Origin of the sequence: Limnothrix sp. FACHB-406 (genome assembly GCF_014698235.1) — a bacterium.
Classification (GTDB): domain Bacteria; phylum Cyanobacteriota; class Cyanobacteriia; order CACIAM-69d; family CACIAM-69d; genus CACIAM-69d.
In genome coordinates this window covers 63,525-83,523 of record NZ_JACJSP010000013.1, presented here as the reverse complement: position 1 = coordinate 83,523, position 19,999 = coordinate 63,525, and the positions used below count along the sequence as shown (strand labels likewise).

Annotated in this window: 13 protein-coding genes; 5 read left to right on the top strand and 8 right to left on the bottom strand. The window is 54.8% G+C overall.

Going from position 1 to position 19,999, the window contains the following annotated elements:
- Positions 1 to 42 precede the first annotated feature (42 nt).
- Positions 43 to 1,182: a M23 family metallopeptidase gene (locus H6G53_RS13305; protein WP_242030920.1), complete on the top strand. Its 1,140-nt coding sequence runs from the start codon at positions 43 to 45 to the stop codon at positions 1,180 to 1,182.
- Between the two features lie 29 nt (positions 1,183 to 1,211).
- On the opposite strand, the gene H6G53_RS13300 is transcribed toward H6G53_RS13305, so the two are convergent.
- The 4 genes from H6G53_RS13300 to H6G53_RS13285 all read right to left on the bottom strand — a co-directional run bounded on the left by H6G53_RS13300 (position 1,212) and on the right by H6G53_RS13285 (position 9,621).
- On the bottom strand, positions 1,212 to 7,358 hold the full coding sequence (locus tag H6G53_RS13300) for a PAS domain S-box protein (protein WP_190533676.1): 6,147 nt from the start codon (positions 7,356 to 7,358) through the stop codon (positions 1,212 to 1,214).
- Between the two features lie 828 nt (positions 7,359 to 8,186).
- Positions 8,187 to 8,480, bottom strand: coding sequence for a DNA cytosine methyltransferase (locus H6G53_RS13295; protein ID WP_190533674.1), 294 nt, complete (start codon positions 8,478 to 8,480; stop codon positions 8,187 to 8,189).
- A 156-nt stretch (positions 8,481 to 8,636) separates the two neighbouring features.
- A complete protein-coding gene (gene pyrR / locus H6G53_RS13290; RefSeq protein WP_190353654.1) occupies positions 8,637 to 9,191 on the bottom strand; it encodes a bifunctional pyr operon transcriptional regulator/uracil phosphoribosyltransferase PyrR in 555 nt (184 codons plus the stop codon).
- A gap of 145 nt (positions 9,192 to 9,336) precedes the next feature.
- Positions 9,337 to 9,621 (bottom strand): DUF427 domain-containing protein, encoded by a 285-nt coding sequence (locus H6G53_RS13285; protein WP_099534917.1) that lies wholly within the window; start codon positions 9,619 to 9,621, stop codon positions 9,337 to 9,339.
- Between the two features lie 570 nt (positions 9,622 to 10,191).
- Here H6G53_RS13285 and H6G53_RS13280 point away from each other — a divergent pair.
- Complete coding sequence (locus H6G53_RS13280; RefSeq protein ID WP_190533670.1) at positions 10,192 to 11,925, top strand: sensor histidine kinase; 1,734 nt, start codon at positions 10,192 to 10,194, stop codon at positions 11,923 to 11,925.
- A 36-nt stretch (positions 11,926 to 11,961) separates the two neighbouring features.
- Here H6G53_RS13280 and H6G53_RS13275 read toward each other — a convergent pair whose 3' ends face one another.
- Positions 11,962 to 13,302 (bottom strand): nucleoside recognition domain-containing protein, encoded by a 1,341-nt coding sequence (locus tag H6G53_RS13275; RefSeq protein ID WP_190533667.1) that lies wholly within the window; start codon positions 13,300 to 13,302, stop codon positions 11,962 to 11,964.
- 124 nt (positions 13,303 to 13,426) lie between these two features.
- On the opposite strand from H6G53_RS13275, the gene H6G53_RS13270 reads away from it, so the two are divergent.
- Positions 13,427 to 13,939 (top strand): hypothetical protein, encoded by a 513-nt coding sequence (locus H6G53_RS13270; RefSeq protein ID WP_190353652.1) that lies wholly within the window; start codon positions 13,427 to 13,429, stop codon positions 13,937 to 13,939.
- Positions 13,940 to 14,030: 91 nt separating this feature from the next.
- A complete protein-coding gene (locus tag H6G53_RS13265; RefSeq protein ID WP_190533664.1) occupies positions 14,031 to 17,081 on the top strand; it encodes a UPF0182 family protein in 3,051 nt (1,016 codons plus the stop codon).
- 26 nt (positions 17,082 to 17,107) lie between these two features.
- Here H6G53_RS13265 and H6G53_RS13260 read toward each other — a convergent pair whose 3' ends face one another.
- The 3 genes from H6G53_RS13260 to H6G53_RS13250 all read right to left on the bottom strand — a co-directional run bounded on the left by H6G53_RS13260 (position 17,108) and on the right by H6G53_RS13250 (position 18,831).
- Positions 17,108 to 17,758 (bottom strand): Uma2 family endonuclease, encoded by a 651-nt coding sequence (locus H6G53_RS13260; RefSeq protein ID WP_347343144.1) that lies wholly within the window; start codon positions 17,756 to 17,758, stop codon positions 17,108 to 17,110.
- A 31-nt stretch (positions 17,759 to 17,789) separates the two neighbouring features.
- Positions 17,790 to 18,440 (bottom strand): peptide-methionine (S)-S-oxide reductase MsrA, encoded by a 651-nt coding sequence (gene msrA, locus H6G53_RS13255; RefSeq protein ID WP_099534929.1) that lies wholly within the window; start codon positions 18,438 to 18,440, stop codon positions 17,790 to 17,792.
- A 154-nt stretch (positions 18,441 to 18,594) separates the two neighbouring features.
- The gene (locus H6G53_RS13250) at positions 18,595 to 18,831 is read right to left on the bottom strand and encodes a hypothetical protein (RefSeq protein ID WP_190533661.1); all 237 of its coding nucleotides are present in this window, start codon (positions 18,829 to 18,831) and stop codon (positions 18,595 to 18,597) included.
- A gap of 520 nt (positions 18,832 to 19,351) precedes the next feature.
- On the opposite strand from H6G53_RS13250, the gene H6G53_RS13245 reads away from it, so the two are divergent.
- Positions 19,352 to 19,792 (top strand): Hsp20/alpha crystallin family protein, encoded by a 441-nt coding sequence (locus H6G53_RS13245; RefSeq protein WP_190353693.1) that lies wholly within the window; start codon positions 19,352 to 19,354, stop codon positions 19,790 to 19,792.
- Positions 19,793 to 19,999 lie beyond the last annotated feature (207 nt).

Here is a 19,999-nt window from a genome sequence, read left to right as displayed (position 1 = left end):
GGCGATCGACTCTGGTTTTTCTGAACAATAACGGTGAGTGACATGTTTCCATGGCCCCTAAGGATCGGCTCCTTGATCTTGATCGGCGCGGGGTTGACTTGGGTGGGTCTGAAGGGCCCGATCGGGCAATCGGCCCCTTCAGATTCCCCCGCGTTGGCCCAAGCGGCCGACTCGTCCACGATCGCGCCGGCCGGCGGTGTCATCAGCATTCCGGCTCCGGAGCGCTCGATCGATGGTCGCTTGGCCCAGAGAACGGCCACCGCCCTGTTGCGCCGCCCGATCGATTGCCAACTGGGCAAAGATTGTTTTGTGATGCTCTATCCCGACCACGACCCCAGCACGGGCGAGCGGGATTCCATGTGTCGGCACTTGACCTATGACGGTCACAACGGCACGGATTTTGCAATTCCCTTCTGGACTCCGCAAACGGCTGTGCCGGTGGTGGCCACGGCGGCGGGCACGGTGTCGGCCATGCGGGATGGTGTGCCCGATCGACGGCTCACTTCCCCGGAAGCGCGATCGACCGTGGCGGGCATTGAGTGCGGCAACGGCGTAATGCTAGACCATGGCAACGGCTGGCAAACCCAGTATTGCCACATGAAACAGGGCAGCGTGCGGGTCAAAGTTGGCGATCGAGTCCAGGCGGGCAATCCCCTGGGCCTGGTGGGTCTATCGGGCATGACCACCTTTCCCCATGTGCATGTGACGGTGCGCAAGGATGGCAAGGAAGTGGATCCGCTGTTGGGGGGCGATCGGATTGCGGGCTGCGCGACGGGCAACAACACCAACACGGTTTGGAATGACGGGGCGCGCAACTATGTGGCCACGGGGCTAATTCGCAGCGGCTTTGCCCCCAAGCAACCGGTGGAGGATGAGCTGTGGCGCGGCGAGTTCCAAAGCAACCAAATTCCCGGCCAGGCGGAGGCGCTCACCTTTTGGGTTCATGCCTTTGGGGTGCAAAAGGGGGATGTGGAATATTTCAAGCTGTTGGCCCCCGATGGTTCGATCGTCACGGACTATCAACGGCCGATCGACCAAGATCAAAAACAGTGGATTACCTACGTGGGCAAGGGCACTCGGCGATCGCCCCTGATGCCAGGCACTTGGACCGCTTCCTATCGGTTGATGCGGGGTAACCAAACCTTGATTCAGCTCGATCGCCAGCAGGCGGTGGTGCGCTAGGCAGCCAGCCTTGGCCGGGACGAAGCTACCTAGCTCGGAAACTGGGGCAGCAGGTTTTGAATCGTGGTCACCAACTGGCGCAGGCGCACTGGTTTCGTTAAATACTCATTGGCTCCGGCGGCCAAGCAGCGATCGCGATCGCCCTCCATGGCCAGCGCCGTGAGGGCCACGATCGGCAAGTTAGCGTATTGCACATCTTGCCGCAGTAATTGCATCGCCTCCAGGCCATCCATCCCCGGCATTTGCACATCCATTAACACCAAATCGGGCTGCGATTGCTGCACTTGAGCGATCGCCTCTGCACCATTTTTGGCCAGAATTACCCGATATCCTTTGGCCGTTAAATAACTCACGATCGTGTTGATGTTGGCCTCTTGATCTTCCGCCAACAAAATGCAGGGCGATCGGCCCCCATCCGTTGATTCAATCACCAGCGATGAATCCAAATTGGCCGATGATTGATCATCACTAGCGTCCGCGATCGTGCGACCAGGATGGTAGGGCAAATCGACCGTGAAGCAACTGCCACTCCCCACCTTGCTCGTGACCCCCACCCGGCCGCCGTGGAGTTCCACAATCCGCTTCACCAGGGCCAAACCCAGCCCCGTTCCTTCGTATTGGCGATTCAGCGCACTATCAATTTGCACAAAGGGACAGAACAGCCGATCTAACTGATTCGGGGCAATCCCAATTCCCGTATCGATAATGGAAAACCGCAGCCAAGATTGAGACGGCTGCGATTCTTGAACGGCGTAATTTTCCAGGGAAACCAACAGCGTCACACGCCCATTTTCCGGCGTGAACTTCACGGCATTATTCAGCAAATTAATCAGTACTTGCCGCATTCGTCGTTCATCTAACAATGCGTGGGGCAACTGACTGGGAATTTGAGTATCTACCTGAATATGTTTCTTCAGGGCCTGTTGTTTAATGAAAGTCAAACTAGATTGGCACAGAGGCACGATCGCCGTGGGCGCTTGATCTAATTCCAATTGCCCCGATTCAATTTTGGCCACATCCAAAATGTCATTAATCAGGGAGAGCAAATGGGAGCCGGTACGCTCGATCGTCCCCAAGGCTTTGAGCTGACTATCATTAATCGAGCCAAAAACCTGTTCCTGCAACCCTTCGGTCATGCCCAAAATGGCATTCAAGGGCGTGCGTAATTCATGGCTCATGTTGGCCAGAAACTCATCTTTCAGGCGAGTCGCCCGAATTAATTCATCATTGGTGCGCTGTAGTTGTTCTTCAGCTTGGCGGCGCTGGCGATCGACCCGATAGCCCTCAATTAGGGTGCTACAGGTGACCAAAAATGGCTCTAGATAGCCCACCATCCTCGACTCATAACCGCCGGGCCGGTTGGCAATTCCAATCATCCCCACCAATTGATTGCCTTGATAGAATGGAATGCCTAAAAATGCCTGCAAGGGAGGGTGGCCGGGTGGTGTACCGCCACTGCGCGGGTCGGTGCTGGGACTGTTGGCAATCACGGGTTTACCGGTCATGATCACCGCGCCAAAGAGCGTGTTCATGTTGGTAAATTGCATTCCCGTTTCATAGTTATCTTCATAGAACTTTTGCGCATTTGCATCCCAAGCAATGTTGGTGACGCTGTGGGATTGCAGGTAGGGAACGCCTTTAATTTTGAGAAAGCCTTCTTCGATCGCGGCACTGCCATCGCCTCGAAATAGCGCTTCTCCGATAAAGCCATATTCACTTTCGGTCAGTTCTAATAAGCCATTCAGAAGGCCTTCAAAGATTGTTAATCGATTGGCAGCCGTAATAAATTCCGTTTGGGCTTGGCTGATGGTGGAAAGCAGGAAGTTGCTATTTTTGAGGTCAATTTCTGCTCGTTTGCGCGGGGTGATATCAAAACGAACGGCCAAAAATCGAATCGGTTTCCCTGCGCGATCGAGAAACGGCACGATCGTGCTGTCTACCCAATAGAGCCGACCATCTTTCGCTCGGTTGCAAATTTCCCCGCGCCAAATTTGCCCCGCCAAAATGGTGTCCCACAAGTCCTTGAAGAAGGAGGCGGGATGGTGGCCAGACTTCACCAGTCGATGGGTTTTGCCAATCAATTCCTCGCGGCTGTAGCCGGAAACCGCGATAAATCGATCGTTGACATAGGTCATGACCCCTTGGGCATCGGTAATCACCACGATCGCGGAGGCATCGAGCGCCAGCTTAAAGGCGGCCAATTCCTGAAGCAGCCGTTCTCGCTCCAGTTCTGCTTGCTTGAGGGGGGTGATGTCTTCGGCAATGCCCGCGAGGCGATAAACCTCTCCTTGGGCGTTGCAAATGGGGAATGCCCGATCGCGAATCCAACGTTGTTCGCCATCGGGCCGCAGGATCCGATATTCCTCGTCAAATTCGCCCAATAACTGTTTAGGAATGGCGGTTAAGACCCGATCGTGATCCAAAGGGTGAATGCTGGTGGCCCAACTGTCGGGGGTGATATAGAGTTCTTCGCTGGGTCTGCCCCAAATCCGCTCGTAGGCGGGGCTGACGTAGATCCGATTGGTGCGATTGAGATCCAAAATCCAAAATACCGAATCCACGGCTTCGGCCAATTGGCGGAATTTTTCTTCGCTCTCGCGCAGGGCTTCTTCGGAACGTTTGCGATCGCTGATGTCCACCACCACGCAAACACAGCTACCGGTTGCGGGGGCAATCATGGCCACGCCGATTAGCACCCACACCCAATGGCCATTTCGATGCACGTAGGCCTTTTCCCAAGGGGCGATCGACTCGTGTTGCCGCAGGTGTTCAATGGCCGCGATATCTTGCGCTCGATATTCGGGTGGTGTGAGTTCGGCCCAGTTTAAGCGCCCGGCTTGCAAGTCCAGGCGATCGTAGCCCAGCATTTCCAAGAAGCAATCGTTGGCATCAACAATCAGCCCCTCAAAGTTGGTGAAGATGGTTCCCACCACGTTGGAGTCAAATACACGGCGGAATTTCTCTTCGCTTTGCCGCAGGGCCGCCTCGGCCTGTTTGCGATCGCTGATGTCATAGTTCACGCCAATCATGCTTTGGGGCTGGCCTTGGGCATCACAAAGCAGCTCGCCATAGGCCTTGATGTGGCGGACGGTGCCATCGGCAAGCATGACTCGAAATTCGGTGTCGTAACGGGCTTCGCCGCGTGTGGCGGCATGGAGTAACTGTTCGGTGGCCGGTCGATCGTCCGGATGGACGGAACTGGCCCAAATGTCGTAGGGCAGGCGCTGATTTTGGCCGGGTTCCACGGGCGCAACCCCATACAGGCTGTACATCCGCTCATCCCAAACCAGGGTATTGGCTCGAATATTCCATTGCCAACAACCGATCGCGCCGGATTCCAGGGCAAGGGTGAGCCGCTGGGACAGGTCGGCCAATTGGCGTTCGGCATTTTTGCGATCGCGAATATCCCGAAAGATGCCTTGCACCAGTTGGGTTTGGCCCACCTGCACGATCGAGCCGGTAATTTCCACCGGAATTGCTTGCCCATCGGCCCGCTGAATTTGACCATTGGTGAGCTGGCAGGGACCATCCGTAATCACCGATTGGAAGGCCTGCACCATCTCCTCCTGGCAATCGATCGGGTGCAACTGGGATTGGTGCATCTGGATCAGTTGGGCACGGTCATAGCCAAACAGTTCCTCCGCCTTGCGATTCACTTCCAGGATTTCCCCTTGAAGGTTGGTCACCACGATCGCATCGCTTGCCCCCGCCATCAAGCCACGATAGCGAGCTTCCCGTTCCTGCAGTTGGGCTTCGGCGGCCTTGCGCTCGGTCACATCCCGCACCATCACCAGGGCCGCATCCGCATCACTGCCCACAATCCGCAATTCCTCATCCAGAACCCGATCGCCCAGGATCCGCCGCTGTTCAATGACTTGCAGTTGGCCGGTTTCGATCGTCTGGTTCACCGCCTCCAACACCGCCTCCAACTGATCCGCCGCCACCCAATCGGTCAACTGGGAGAGGGTTGGGGTGTCCGCTGCCTCCAACGAATCGCCAGTCGCCTCAGCGCGGAAGCGGCCCCAGGGATGTTTCGCCTGGGTGAGGGTGCTGTAGTCCAAACATTGGCCCCGAGGGGTCACCCGCAGCAGGCGATCGGGAATGGCCGCCACCATTGCCCGAATCTGAGCTTCCCGAATTTGCAGCGTGGTGGTGCGCTTGGCCACCTTCCGCTCCAAGGACTGATTCAAATCTCGCAGTTGCCATTCCACCTGTTTGCGATCGCTGATGTTGCGCACCAAAACCAACACCTCGTCATCGCGGTAAGGAACCACCCGCACTTCCTCAATCCGCAACACCTCATGGGTGGACAGATTTTGCTCATAAAACTGCACGGTTTTGGTGGCCAAGGCTCGCTGAATGGCTTTCATCCGCTTCTGGGCGGCCACCGGCGGCAGCAATTCCGACACATGCTTACCGACCCAACTACTTAAATCGCCAACCCGATCGAACTCAGGGTTGGCGACAAATTCCAGAAAAATCCCTTCAGCATTCAGCCGCACTAACAAATCCGGCAGCGCACTGACTAGGGCCCGTTGGTGTGCTTCCGCTTCCCGCAAGGCCGCCTCGGCCCGGCGACGCTCTTCCAACTCCGCGGCCAAGACCGCATGGGATGTGGCCTGCTTGAGGGCAATGCCCACCTGCACCCCCAGGGCTTGCAGCAAGTCAATTTCCGCGGCCTGCCAAAGTCGCGGGCGATCGTGCTCACTGGCCACCATCAACCCCCACAGGCGATCGCCCACCAGCAACGGCAAAATCAATTGGGCCCGCATTTGGAGACCGAGCAGCAAATTTCGATGGCAGTCCGACAACGGCGCAGTGGTGACATCCTCCAGCACCCGCACTTGGCCCCGCCGAAAGGGATCCAAAAAAGCCGACCCTAAACAGTCATCCTGAACCCGCCGCCCCAACAGGGACTGACCCTGATCGCTCGGATCCGCCAAAGCCTCCGCGATCGTTACGCCGCTGCAATCGCCCTCAAATTGATAGACAATCACCCGCGCACAGTTCAGCAGCCGCTGCACTTGCTGCACCGTCGTTTCCAAAATGGTGTGCAAATCCAGGGCATTGTGAATTTGCGTGGCCACCTCCCGCAACAGCGCTTCCCGTTCCGCCTGTTGCCGCAGTTGGGCGGTGCGCTCGGCCACCTCCCGCTCCAGTTCCTGCGCTCGGCTTTCCAGCAGCGCCAATCGTTCTTGCTCCAACTGCGACACCTGGGTTTCCAGCACCGTCGCCAAGTTGTAGATTTCCAGCGGATTCAAGGCCTGTAGCAGGCGCGTTTGGCTGAGGATGCCCAGCAATTGCCCCTGGTCATTGGTGATCACCAATCGCCGAATCCAGCGATCGGCCATCAACTGTTGCGCCTCCCACAGGCTGGTGTGGGGACTGACGCTAAACACCGGGCTGCTCATCACGAGATGGGCACTGGTTTGATCCAAGGGCAACCCCAGGGCCTGAAATTGCACCATATCCCGCTCGGTCACCAGGCCCACGGGCGGCCCACCCATCGGCTGTAGAGATGAGGCAGCAGCAAGATCGCCCTCAAGATCACCCTCAAGATCGCTCTCTGATTTCGCCGCTGAATCATCGATCGCCCCGATCGCTGCGTGGGCCGGATCCACCAACACCACGCAACTCACCTGGCTCTCACTCATTAATTGCGCCAATTCCAACAAAGAGGCGTGAGAGCTGGTCACCACAATCGATCGGCTCATCACTTCCTGGACTTGGCGCAACCGCAACAGGTCGATCGGGCGGGCCAACTGGCGCAAACTTTCCTGGGTAATTAGCCCCAACAGGCGATCGGCCTCATCCACCACCGGCAAATGTCGAATTCGATGTTTCGTCAACAGATGAATGGTGGAAAACAAGTCCGTAAACTCACTCTCCCGCAGCATCACCAGTTCCCGCGTCATCACGGCGGTCACCGGGCGATCGAGCGGGCACTGCTGCGCACTCAAGCGCACCAAATCTCGCTCCGTCAAAATGCCCACCACCCGATCGTCCACCCTCACCAGCACACAACTGGGGCGAGACCCGATCGCCGCCTTCTGTGGATCCGCCTGGGCCGCCGGCAGCCCACTCATCAGGGAAACCACATCCCAGACCGTTGCCGCCGCATCAACCACCAATGGTTGGCGGATAATAGCCGCCCTCAGTTCAGAAACCGTCAGCATAGGAAACGGAATGGACATGACAGGACTTGTTTTTGAGCGAGAAAAATCGAGCGCATCCGGCTAACGGAGGTCAAAGCAGCTAAATTTGCCCCCAATTAGCTTTAAAACTCCCCCAAAACACAGCAAAAGCCCATTGCTTGGCGCGAATACTAGCTTAGGTCTGGCCGATCCTGCATCAGACCATCTCCCCACGGGTTCTATCAACTTGTTCTCAGCTCAGGGGAGCGATCGGGATCACAGCCGAAAACAGCATCTCCTAACAGCTAAAGTACCCCGACCAAAAACCCAAGCGATCCCAGACCACCACGATAGGCCTTTGATCAATTGACCTCACCGAAAAGTTATGCAAGATCCACACCAGCCGCCACAGTTTACCGTCTTAATCAAGCTAGAAATGCTTTTAGATACTCTGACGGCGATCTGTGACTAAGCCATGATAGATATCGCTTTTCCTCTAAAATTGACGTAAAACGAGCATAGCACGTGATTTTCTTTACCAAGAGTCATATCTTTATTTTATTTTTAATTCTCTCAAAAAGTCAAAAATGATACCTTGCATTGTCAAGCAGTCCCTAAAATCCATCCCAGTTAAAAACTAACCCTAAAAAGCAAAATGGTGAAATCTGATCAAAAAATTCAACAAAATTGACTCACGCGCAAATCTATAGAGTAAGCATTAATCACCGCAATGAATGGGTTTTTGGCGATCGCATTATCCAAAACACGATCCATCATTTGTTGAATTTCCTGTTGAATCGCAGCTTTGAGGAGCGAACTTTCCATAATCATTCCAGTGTTGCTAGTTTTCGGTCAGCGCAAAAAGTAAGATCAGAGACATTGCAAGATGGATTGCGCGATCGCAGCGATTACCGGCACAGAAACCGCATTCCCGAATTGTTTCTTAGCGATGCTGCTATTGGGATACAGAATAAAGTTTTCTGGGAATCCCTGGAGTTTGGCATAGTCCTGGGCCGTGAGCGATCGAAACTGGCCGGGATAGTAAATCTCTGCCAAAAATTGTTGCTTATAGGTATTGGGTTCACAGCCTCTGAGAGCTGCTGTCGCCACAAAATCACGGGTTCCGCTGGCCGTTAGCGTCCCGATCGCTTCAGCAGTAGGCAAGAAAGTTCGCGATACCCCCTGAATGCCAGTTGAGATTTTGGAGTTTTCAAAATCAAAGCGATCAGCTGTGACTTCTCGCAAAATCTCTTTTTGCACCAAAGTCGTGATTTAAGCTTGAGCCAATCGCTCCCAGAAATTTGGCAATTGATTTAGAAACTAACTAACAGGAGCGCGGCTGAGTTCGACGGCATCACGGCCATCGAGTTCTTGGAGGTAGACTTTCACCTTTTCGTCCTTGGCGGTGGGCAGCACTTTGCCGGTGTAGTCCGGGTGAATAGGCAGTTGGCGATGGCCCCGATCGACCAAAGATAACAACCGAATCGACTCGGGCCGGCCGTAATCCAAGGTGGCGTTTAAGGCTCCACGAATCGTGCGGCCCGTGAAGATTACGTCATCCACCAAAACAGTGATTTTGCCCGTGAGATCAACGGGAATATCGCTGCGTTCGGGGGTGCGGGGGCCAATTTTGTCGAGGTCGTCGCGATAGAAGGTGATGTCCAGTGCGCCGACGGGAACGGTTACGCCTTCGAGCATTTCGATTTGGCGGGCCAGCAGTTTGGCCAGGGGTACGCCCCGGGTGTAGATGCCCACGAGGACAACTTTGGAGAGGTCGCCCGATCGCTCAACCACTTCGGACGCAAGCCGGTTGACGGTGCGGCGCAACTCGTCGGCGGACAAAATTTCGATCGTGGCAGCAATTTCGGGGGACATATCCGGCGCAGGCTAGGGGAAATTGACAGGGAACAGTCGCTGGGACAAGCGGAAACAGTCGCTGGGACAAGGGGCTTAAGCCCCTTGCCTGCCAGGATGGTAAACCGTTTCGCGGTGGGGGCGATCGCGCGATCGCCCCCGATCATTACGCTTCCACCTTCACACCGCGCCAGAAGGCCACATAACCGGCGATTTTCTTGGCCGCATCCTTGGGTTCGGGATAGTACCAGGCGGCATCGGGGTTGGTTTGGCCATCCACGGCGATCGTGTAGTAGCTGGCAACACCTTTCCAGCCGCAGGTGGTGTGGGTGTTGCTGGGTTGGAAATAGTCCGACTTAATCGCATCGGGCGGGAAATAGTGATTTCCTTCCACAACTTCGGTGCGATCGCTCTCGGCAATCACGGTTCCGTTCCAAATTGCTTTGGCCATGGGCTTCTTAACTTGTCCTTGCGGGGTGATTGTGTGGTCTGTTTTTAACGATAGCGGCACAGACGAACAATCAGATCACAGCGATTAGCCACAGCAACGTCGCAGACTCATCTGAGGTTTTTGATGGGCAGGACATCTCGATGGTTCAGTCTCGGTGGAAACGGCCGCTAGTAGTATTTAGGTAGAATGATGAGAGAAAGTCAGGAAGTGATGACAAAGACCATCTTACTAGTTACCTGTTTCTCTTCTATTCAAGCAAACTCACTATGAGAAACCACAGAGAATTTAAAGAATCAGGTAGTGCTGTAATTCAGTAGTAATTTTTAGCAATTCATCGATAACGCTGAAAGACTTTCATTGGACTATTATTTCATAGGTAGTACTTGACAGTAATTATGCTGAACTAAAAGAGGGAGACCAGGATCTAAATCAATAAGTCCTTGCAGCCCAGGATCATCTGAAACCAGAAAAGACAGAAATTATCTAATTACTGAAGATCAATTCTCATAACGGTCACCTCATTCAAAAGAAGATACTGATTGATTCAACCTTAATCTATAAAACAATAGAATGAAACCCATAAAGCAACAGCATCGGTTTTATCTGTTTCAACAACTGATATGGGGTGTTTTATTTTCACTGTTGATTGCTGGTTTTATTATTATGGCTCTTGGTGCTCTATTGACTGATAAACAAATAGATCAGCAGTTAAAACAACAGGCCCGATCCATTACTGAAGGTGTCGTTTTTTCCATCGAAGGATTAATTGAACTAGGTAACACCGGCGAAGGATTAATCGAACTGCGTAACACCAGTATTATTCAGCGGGTCGTCCAGAACTATGCCACCTTACCGCTAGTGATGGAAGTCGCGGTGATTAATCCCCAGAACAAGGTCTTAGCCCAGAGTGATACGTTTCCGACTCGTCTGTCCTTTTCAGCCTTACCCTCTCCATTCACAGAAGTTCTAGACCAAGCAGCTCAAACCGGTTTACCAACTAGTTTCAGTACGAGAATTGATCGTCATAGCGTCTTGGTTTCAGTACTACCGTTTAGCAACACCTTATTTGGTCAGGCTAACCGTCGGGGGCTGGCAATCGTTATTCTCGATGCCGATGCCCTTCGTAAACAGGCAGTACAAGCTCTCTCAATAACAGTTCTCATTTATATTTTTGGCATTGCTCTGACACTGATCCTCATGGCTATGTGGATCAATCGCATTCTCTTGCGCCCCCTCAAGCAACTCAGAAATACAATTGTCAGCCTAAATAGCATTGACCAATTTGTGATGCCTGAAGGATTACCAAATAATGAAATTCGACTGCTAGCCCAGTCTCTAAAGAGTTCAACCAATCAAATCAAACAATATCAGGAATTTCTTCACAAACAAGCTCAAGCTTTAGAAGTTGCTGTTCAAGATCTCAGCGCCAAAAATACTCAACTGGATAGCGCATTATCTGAATTACATCACACCCAAATTCAAATGATTCAGTCTGAGAAGATGTCATCTTTAGGGCAGATGGTAGCTGGTATTGCTCATGAAATTAATAACCCACTGGGGTTCATTCATAGCAACTTAGTCCATATCACTAGCTACGTTCAGGACTTGATTGGGGTGATTCAAGCATGTCAAGAACAAATTCCACAATTTCCGACTACATTGCAAGATAAAATTGATGAAATTGATCTTATTTTTGTGCAAGAGGATATCATCAAGACTCTTCAGTCAATGCAGATTGGTACTGAGCGGATTCGCGAAATTGTTTTGTCATTGCGTAATTTTGCACGATTAGATGAAGCAAAACTTAAAGTAGTCAATATTCATGATGGAATTGAAAGTACGCTGCTGATTCTGCAACACCGACTGCAAGCAACTGACCATCGTTCCGAAATTCAAATTCGCAAATATTACGGTGAACTACCATTGATTGAGTGCTATGCAGGACAAATCAACCAAGTATTGATGAGTGTGTTGATGAATGCTATTGATGCACTTGATAGCTTGAATCAACGATCCAAGACACCAGAAATTCATCCTCAGATTAAGATTCAGACAGAAGAAATCTCTGAGCAAAAAATCAAAATCGCAGTTAGTGACAATGGATCGGGAATGACTCAGGAGATTATGTCCAATATCTTTGATCCATTTTTTACAACCAAGCCAATTGGAAAGGGCACAGGACTCGGGCTTTCGATTAGCTATCAGATCATTACTGAAAATCATCATGGCAGGCTATTTTGTGAGTCAGAAATTGGTGTAGGAACAACTTTTACGATTGAACTTCCAACACACCAGACTCGGTGAGGGGTCTCTCATTGGGCTAGGCATCAGCGCGATCGCCTAGGCCGCACCCGGCAGCAGCAACCGACAAACCAACACCGAGGCGATCGCACTGACCGCATCCGCAAATAACCCCACCGGCAAGGCATAGCGCGTCCGAATAATCGCCACACTGCCGAAATAAACCGCCAGCGTATAGAACGTGGTGTCCGATGCGCCCTGCATGGTGGAAACCAAATCCGCCAGGAAGCTGTTGGGGTTGGCTTTCACAATTTCCGACATGAAGCCAAACGCGCCACTGCCGGACAGCGGCCGAATCAGGGCCATGGGCAGCGCTTCGGCGGGCATCCCAATTAAGGCGGTGACGGGAGTGAGCAGATTGGTCAGCAATTCCAACGCGCCGCTGGCCCGGAACATCCCGATCGCCACGAAAATTGCCACCATAAACGGAATTACCCGCACGGCAATTTCAAAGCCTTCCTTTGCACCCTCGGTCAGGGCTTCATAGACCCGCACGCCGCGAAAGTAGCCATAGATTAGGAAGCCGCTGATAAACATCGGCAGCACCCAGTTGGAAATGGTGGTGAAGCCTTCCAAGCTGAAGACAAAGCCAAAACCGTGGCGGATCACCTTTTGGACGATCGCCCCGAGAAACGCCAGCACCAACCCACCAAACACCAGTTGACCGACACGGCTGGGGGGATGCAATACAGGCGGCGGGGCGGTGTCCACGGCCGGTTCGATCGCCTCTGAATCATCGGTTGCGGATGCGATCGGCTCGGTTGGCTCAATCACCGGGGCTGAATCAGGCGATCGACGGGCGGCAAACTTGGCGGCCAGCACCGCCGCTGTTGTCCCGATCGCCGTGGCAATCAGAGTGGTGAGGACGATCGAGGCCGGTTGGGTCGTGCCCGCGCTGGCCCGCACGGCGATCACCTCCAAGGGAATCAGCGTCACCGAGGCCGTGTTAATCGCCAAAAACAAGCACATGGCGTTGGTGGCCGTGCCGGGGTTGGGATTCAGGCGATCGAGTTCTTTCATCGCCTTCAAACCCAAGGGCGTGGCCGCGTTGCCCAAGCCCAGCGCGTTGGCCGCCAAGTTCATGATCATGGCGGACATGGCGGGATGCTCCGGCGGCACGGTCGGAAACAGCCGCACCATCACGGGCCGAATCGCCCGGGCGATCGCCTGCATCAACCCAGCTTCCTCCGCCACGCGCATAATCCCCAACCACAGGGCCATGGAACCCACCAGCCCGATCGCCAGTTCCACCGCGCTGCCCGCCCCTTTGAAGGAAGCCTCCGTCAGGGGTTTCATCTTGCCGCCATAGGCCGCCACCACCGTGGCGAAGGCAATTAGAAATAGCCAAATCGGGTTCAGGGGCGAAACTTTCGTTTTCATGGGCCGGGGCTACTCCACAGAAATTCCCGAGAAATCCCTTGCAGAAATAGCACGATTTGCCCCAGAACGTTTCGGAATTTCATTGCTATAACCGAGGCGTGATCTGGCAATCAATCCAAAGATTATGACCAAGCGCCCCTTAGGTGTGACCATTCTGGCGGGCTTGCAGTTTTTCTATAGTGGTTTTGGGTTCTTGCTCAGTTTGTCGGTATTGGTGATTCCCCAATGGCGGCAATTTTTAGTGGATAGCACGATCGAGAGCCTCAAACTGCAACTCCAAACCGCCGGTTCCAATTCAGATCCGCAAGCCCAGGCGATGATGCTGGGGATGGTTCCGACGTTGATTTTGGTGTTTGGGGGAATTGGGGTGTTGCTCTCGCTGGTGGGGGGATTGCTGGGATATGGCCTCTGGAAGTTGAAGCAATGGGCTTGGATTTTGACATTGATTTGGCAGATTTTGCAGGTTTTGAGTTTGGGACAGTCGCTCGTGAGTTCGATCGCCCTAGGATCGGCTTCAGTTCCGGCCTCAACCCTGTCGCAGTTAGGGTTTCAATTGGCGATCGCCCTTTTGATTTTGTTCTACCTGTTTCGGCCTAAAGTTCGTCAGGCCTTTAAATCGCCTCAATCGTCGGCCTGATGGTGGCTGTTGCCCAGGGGCGGCGGCGCGGAACAGTTGTTTTTTTTCCAACATTCCGCTAGACAACGTTCATTGAGGCTGGAGACTTTCGATGACCCGGACGCGATCGCCCTTGGCTGTCAATTCAACGCCCCCCATAGCGGCCCCCGATCGAGCCAGGCAGCAACCCTGGCGGTGGGCCCTAGGCGGGTTGGGTTTTGTGCTGGCGATCGGGCTGGCGGTGCGCTGGCTGGGGGATGGCCTTTGGTTTGGCCAGTTGGGCTATGGCTCCCTTTGGTGGATGCGGCTGGCGGTGCAGGCGGCTCTGTTTGGGGTGGGGGCGATCGGGTCGTTGGCGGTGCTGTGGGGCAATCTGTGGCTGGCGGAACAGCTCAACCGCCGGGAGTCGGTGGCCCTGGGCCCTGATCCCGATCGCCCCTGGTGGGTGATGCCTCGGGCGATCGAACCGCGCGGGGAACGGCTGGTGGGCGGCCGGCTAGATTTGCTGCCATTGCTGCTGGTGTCGGGATTGTTGGCCCTGGGGTTGGCCCTGCTGGTGGTGCATTACGGGCAAATTGGCTGGACGGCGGGGCGGGAAGCCTTACCCACGGCGGTTCCTCGTTTGCAACCGCTGTTGTTGTGGGAACTGCTGGAACCGTTGCGATCGGGACAATGGTGGTGGTTGGCGCTGCCGGGATGCCTTTGGGCCCTGGGGGCGATCGCGCCGAGGTGGGGCTTGCGGGCCTTAGGGGCGATCGCCGCGTTGAACTTTGCCTGGATTGGCTCCCAACATTGGGCGACGATTTTGCTGGCCGCCCACCCCAGCCGATTTCAGCAGGTGGATCCGGTGTTTGGGTTGGATGTGGGCTGGTTTGTGTTTGGCTTGCCCCTGGTGGAACTGTTGGAGTTTTGGGCGATCGGGCTGTTGCTTTGGTCGGCCCTGTTGGTGGGGCTATATTACCTGCTCAGTCAGAAATCCTTGGCTCGGGGGCGATTTCCCGGCTTCACGGTGGGGGAATGGCGGCATGGCTGCGGCCTCTTGGGGTTGGTGTTGTTGGCAGCGGGCATCAGCGCCGGGGTTGCCTGTTTTGATTTGCTCAATTCCACCCGAGGTGCTGCCTATGGAGCCGGCTTTGCGGATATTCGCGTGCAGTTGCCAGCCAACATTGGCTTGGGGTTGGTGTCCTTGGGCAGTGGGGTTTGGCTGCTGGGCTATGCCTTGACGGGGTTGCAACCTCGGCGCTGGCTGGATGGCCGGGTGGCACAACCCACGGGCGATCGCCGGCCGGATTTGCCGCCCCGGTTGGTGGCGATCGGGCTGTTGTGCTACGCGATCGGGGGCATCAGTCTGGGTTTTCTGTTGCCCGAGGCGGTGCAGGGGGCAATTGTGGAACCCAATGAGCTGGAGCGGGAACGGCCCTACATTGAGCGCAACATTGCCTTTACCCGATCAGCGTTTGGTCTCGATCGGGTGCAAGCGGAATCCTTTGACCCCCAAGCCACCCTCAGCGCGGAGGATCTGCAAACCTATGAACCGACCCTCGACAGTGTGCGCCTTTGGGACACGAACCCGCTGCTAGATACCAATCGGCAGTTACAACAAATCCGCTCCTATTACCGATTTGCCAACGCAGACCTCGATCGGTACCGATTGCCCGATCGGCCCAATCCGGCCCCGGCCGCCACAGACCGATCGACCCTCCATCCCACCATCCTCTCCATGCGGGAGTTGGACACCACCGCCCTGTCAGCCCCGGCCCAAACTTGGCTGAACCGCCATTTGGTCTACACCCACGGCTATGGCTTCACCCTCAGTCCCGCCAACCAAGTGGGAGCCGGTGGCCTGCCGCTCTATTGGGTTCGGGACATTGGTTCCGGCACTGATGACGCGGGCGGTGGCATCCTACGGGCCGCCAATGGGCAGGTGAGCCAGGGCATTCCCCTTGATCGGCCCCGGGTCTACTTTGGTGAGCTGACCAATACCTACATCCTGGCTCCGACCGCAGCCCAAGAGTTGGACTATCCCCGAGGCAATGACAACGCCTATAACCACTACGACGGTCAAGGCGGGGTGCTACTGGGCGATCACTGGTGGAAGCGGTGGCTGTTGGCGGTCTATCTACGCGATTGGCAGTTACTGCTGACCAATAACCTCACGCCGGACACGCGCTTGCTCTGGCGGCGGAATGTGCGGGAACGGGTACGGACGATCGCCCCCTTCTTGCAGTTCGATCGCGATCCCTACGCCGTGGCCGTGAACCTGCAATCGGCGGCGGATACCGATGGGTTCGATCGCCGCAGCCACCTGTTCTGGATTGTGGATGGCTACACCACCAGCCGCCGTTATCCCTATTCCGAACCCAGCCGCGCCGGTTTTAATTACATTCGCAATTCCGTGAAAGCGGTGATTGATGCCTATAACGGCACGGTGCGGTTTTATGTGGCCGATGGGGATGATCCGCTGATTCGCAGTTGGCAAGCGGTGTTCCCGGAACTCTTGCGCCCGATCGACCAATGCCCGCCGGCCATTCGATCACACTTCCGCTACCCGATCGATCTGTTTGCTGTGCAATCGGAAAAGCTGCTGACCTATCACATGAGCAATCCCCAGGAGTTCTATAACCGGGAGGATCTGTGGCAAATTCCCAACGAAATTTACGGCAACCAGCCCCAACCGATTCAGCCCTACTTTGCCCTGATGCAACTGCCCGGCACCAGCCAACCGGAGTTTGTGCAGTTGTTGCCCTTCAGCCCCGCCAAGCGCAGCAACCTGATTGGCTGGTTGGCGGCCCGCTCCGATGGCGATCGCTACGGCCGACTCTTGCTCTATCAATTCCCCAAGGATCGGCTGGTGTTTGGGATTGAGCAGGTGGAAGCCCGCATTAATCAGGATCCGGACATTGCACGCCAAATTAGCCTTTGGAATCGCCAGGGTTCCAAGGTGATTCAAGGGAACTTAGTCGCCATCCCGATCGGGCGGTCCATTCTCTATGTGGAGCCGCTATATCTCGCGGCCGATGCGGGCGGCCTGCCGACCCTGATTCGGCTGGTGGTGGCCCATGGCGATCGAATTGTGATGCAACCCACCCTCGACACGGCAATCACGGCCATGTTTGGCCAACGATCGCCAGCCCCTCAGGCCGCTCCCCCATCAACCTCCTAGGAATCCAAAATCTAGGAATTCAAAATCTAGGAATCCAAAATGCCGGCCAAAGAGAGGGAAAACCCCGGTAAGCAACTATCGCCGCTCAAGGTGGTGGGGGATTTCAGGGTTTCCACCGGGCGATCGGGTCGGTAGATCTGGGCGATCGCCTCCGCCGGATCCAGCAACCACCCCAAACGCAGCCCATTGTTGAGATATTCCTGCATCTTTGCTTGCACTTGGCCCAAGTCATCACTGGGCGACTTTAGCTCCACCACAAAATCAGGACAAAGGGGCGGATAGCTATCCTGTTCCTTGGCGCTGAGGGCCAACCAGCGATCGCGGCTGACCCAAGCAACATCGGGCGATCGAATGGCTCCGTTCGGCAGTTTAAACCCCGTGGAAGAGTCAAACACCTCGCCCAAGCCCGTCTCTTCATTCCACAACACCAACCGCGCCGTGAGGCGTGAGTTGCGCTGTCCCGTTCCGCCTCCCGTGAGGGCCACGATCACTAATTCTTCTGCGGCGGTTCGTTCAAATTTGCAGTGGGGATTTTGGCGACAGATGCGGGCAAAGGTGGCATCGTCCAAGGCCAAGTCCGGCTGAAGATCGATCGCGATCGCGCTCATGGCAAGGGGCCCACCGGGGCCAACAAAGGAACGATCGGCCGCCGGGCCCCGAGGGCAACCCCAAGACAACCCACGGCCGAAACAGACACAGCAACGAACCCTAAACCGCCAAGCCCACGGGACAGCTCACCCCCGTGCCGCCCAGGCCACAATAGCCGCCGGGATTTTTAGCCAAATATTGCTGGTGATAGTCTTCCGCGTAGTAAAACTCCGGCGCATCCAGAATTTCCGTGGTGATGTCCCCATGGCCCGCTTGGGTCAGGGCCCCTTGGTACTGTTCCTTGGAGCCGATCGCCGCCGCCTTTTGGGCTTCGTTGTAGGTATAGATGCCCGATCGATATTGGGTTCCCACATCGTTGCCCTGGCGCATCCCTTGGGTGGGGTTGTGGCTTTCCCAAAAGACCTTCAACAGTTGCTCATAGCTCACCTGTTGCGGGTCATAGACCACCAGCACCACTTCGTTGTGGCCCGTCAGGCCCGTGCAAACTTCGTGGTAAGTGGGGTTGGGCGTGTGCCCGGCCGCATAGCCCACGGCCGTGGAAAATACGCCGGGGGTTTGCCAAAACTTGCGCTCGGCTCCCCAAAAACAACCCAACCCAAACAGGGCCGTTTCCAGACCGGCCGGGAAGGGCCCCTCGATCGGGTTGCCATTCACAAAATGCTGATTCTTGATGGGCATTTTGGTCGATCGCCCCGGTAACGCTTCTTTGGCGGTGGGCATCGTGGACTTTTGCTTTAAACCAAAAAACATGGCGAGGAGTTCCTGAACATTCATGGGCAATTTGATCGGGGTTCGATCAATCTCAATGCAAGGCGCAATCCAATTTCAATCCAATTTCAATGCGATCGGTTTCGATTTGGGGTCTGATCCCTGGGCCGCAACTGCTCGATCTTAAAAGGTTTTCCTAGGGCTGGGGAGGCACAGACGATTCTCGATCGCCCGCTGATGGGGCCGCGTCCCTTGATGGGTGCTTGGGCGATCGCCACCCGATCGGGCGGCGGGTTCCCATTTCCGTTGCTGCCGAAGCCAGCAAATACAACACCAACAGCCCCATGCCACCCGCCAGCCACCGCCAATCGCTGTCCGTGGTTGGGAGCGCTAACAGAATAGGCTCGATCGAGCAGCCAGGCCCGCAATTCATCCCCCAATTCATCCCAAAACCCATCCTGTCATCCATCCCCACAACAGTTCCCATACCCAGTTAAGCACCCGGTTCGGCCCCCGCTGAATTTCCGGCTGTCATCGGACAAATTATCGGTTTTCAAGCCCACTCAAGTACGGTTTTCATCCTTGCAACTGTCTTAATTTGACTGCAATATCACTGCGCCTTTTTAGCATTTTTATTTCTTCGATTAAGCCTCAGCAGTCAGCAGCAAAAGCGATTAGGCAGTTTGGTCAGCAGTTGGGTCAGCAGTTTAGCTTTCAACACAATGTCTCAGCCATTGGCTTCTGAAAACTCAGGTGTGGGAACTGCCCTTGAATGGGTCGTGCAAACCGAATCTAGCTTCTGTTTGAGCGAGTTATCTTGAGATTGTGCAGAGCAAAACGCTCCACGCAAAATTGAACCAATTCGAGCAAGATTGAACTCGATTCTTGAGGTTGATCCTCAAGCAAGTCCTTCTCCCAAATTGTTGATTTCAGGAGTTCGCGAGGTGGCTAAAATGACCTTGATTCGTTGGGAACCCTATCGAGAAATTGAGTCGCTCCGTCGTCGTTTTGATCGACTCTTGGATGGCGCACTGATGACTCCTTTGGCGATCGATCCGGAATTGCACCACGCACCGGCTGCGGAATTGGAAGAAACCGCTGATGCGCTATTGTTGCGCCTGGAGCTACCGGGCGTTGATCCGAAAACCGTTGATGTGGAAGTGACGGCGGAGTCGGTTTCGATCGCTGGTGAGCGACGCTCCGAGAAAACCGTCCAAGAAGACAGCGCTTTCCGCACCGAATTTCGTTACGGCAAGTTTCAACGAGTGATTTCGTTGCCTACCCGCGTTCAAAATGCCCAAGCCACTGCCAACTATCAAAATGGCATTTTGGAACTGCGGTTGCCCAAGGTGGAAGAAGAAAAGAACAAGGTTGTGAAGCTGTCGATCGGCTAGGGTAACTGGCCCATGGTTGAAAGCGTTGCATTGCGGTTTTTCACTTTGGCTTTGAACTTTGATCTTGAGCGATGATGTTGCACTCCCGTTTCAGTGCAATTGCTGACCTAGAAGGATGAATGAATGCAGATTCGGGGGAATCCTGAACGGGTTCTCCCGGTTTTTTAATTCCAGTTCAATTCAGGTTTCGTCCAAACTCAATCCAAA

Excerpts from the sequence above, each read along its gene's own strand:
- H6G53_RS13275 (WP_190533667.1), bottom strand. The coding sequence starts at position 13,302 with ATGAAAACGAAAGTTTCGCCCCTGAACCCGATTTGGCTATTTCTAATT.
- H6G53_RS13270 (WP_190353652.1), top strand. The coding sequence starts at position 13,427 with ATGACCAAGCGCCCCTTAGGTGTGACCATTCTGGCGGGCTTGCAGTTT.
- H6G53_RS13265 (WP_190533664.1), top strand. The coding sequence starts at position 14,031 with ATGACCCGGACGCGATCGCCCTTGGCTGTCAATTCAACGCCCCCCATA.
- pyrR (WP_190353654.1), bottom strand. The coding sequence starts at position 9,191 with ATGTCCCCCGAAATTGCTGCCACGATCGAAATTTTGTCCGCCGACGAG.
- H6G53_RS13245 (WP_190353693.1), top strand. The coding sequence starts at position 19,352 with ATGACCTTGATTCGTTGGGAACCCTATCGAGAAATTGAGTCGCTCCGT.
- H6G53_RS13305 (WP_242030920.1), top strand. The coding sequence starts at position 43 with ATGTTTCCATGGCCCCTAAGGATCGGCTCCTTGATCTTGATCGGCGCG.
- H6G53_RS13250 (WP_190533661.1), bottom strand. The coding sequence starts at position 18,831 with ATGAATTGCGGGCCTGGCTGCTCGATCGAGCCTATTCTGTTAGCGCTC.
- H6G53_RS13280 (WP_190533670.1), top strand. The coding sequence starts at position 10,192 with ATGAAACCCATAAAGCAACAGCATCGGTTTTATCTGTTTCAACAACTG.
- H6G53_RS13285 (WP_099534917.1), bottom strand. The coding sequence starts at position 9,621 with ATGGCCAAAGCAATTTGGAACGGAACCGTGATTGCCGAGAGCGATCGC.
- msrA (WP_099534929.1), bottom strand. The coding sequence starts at position 18,440 with ATGTTTTTTGGTTTAAAGCAAAAGTCCACGATGCCCACCGCCAAAGAA.
- H6G53_RS13300 (WP_190533676.1), bottom strand. The coding sequence starts at position 7,358 with ATGCTGACGGTTTCTGAACTGAGGGCGGCTATTATCCGCCAACCATTG.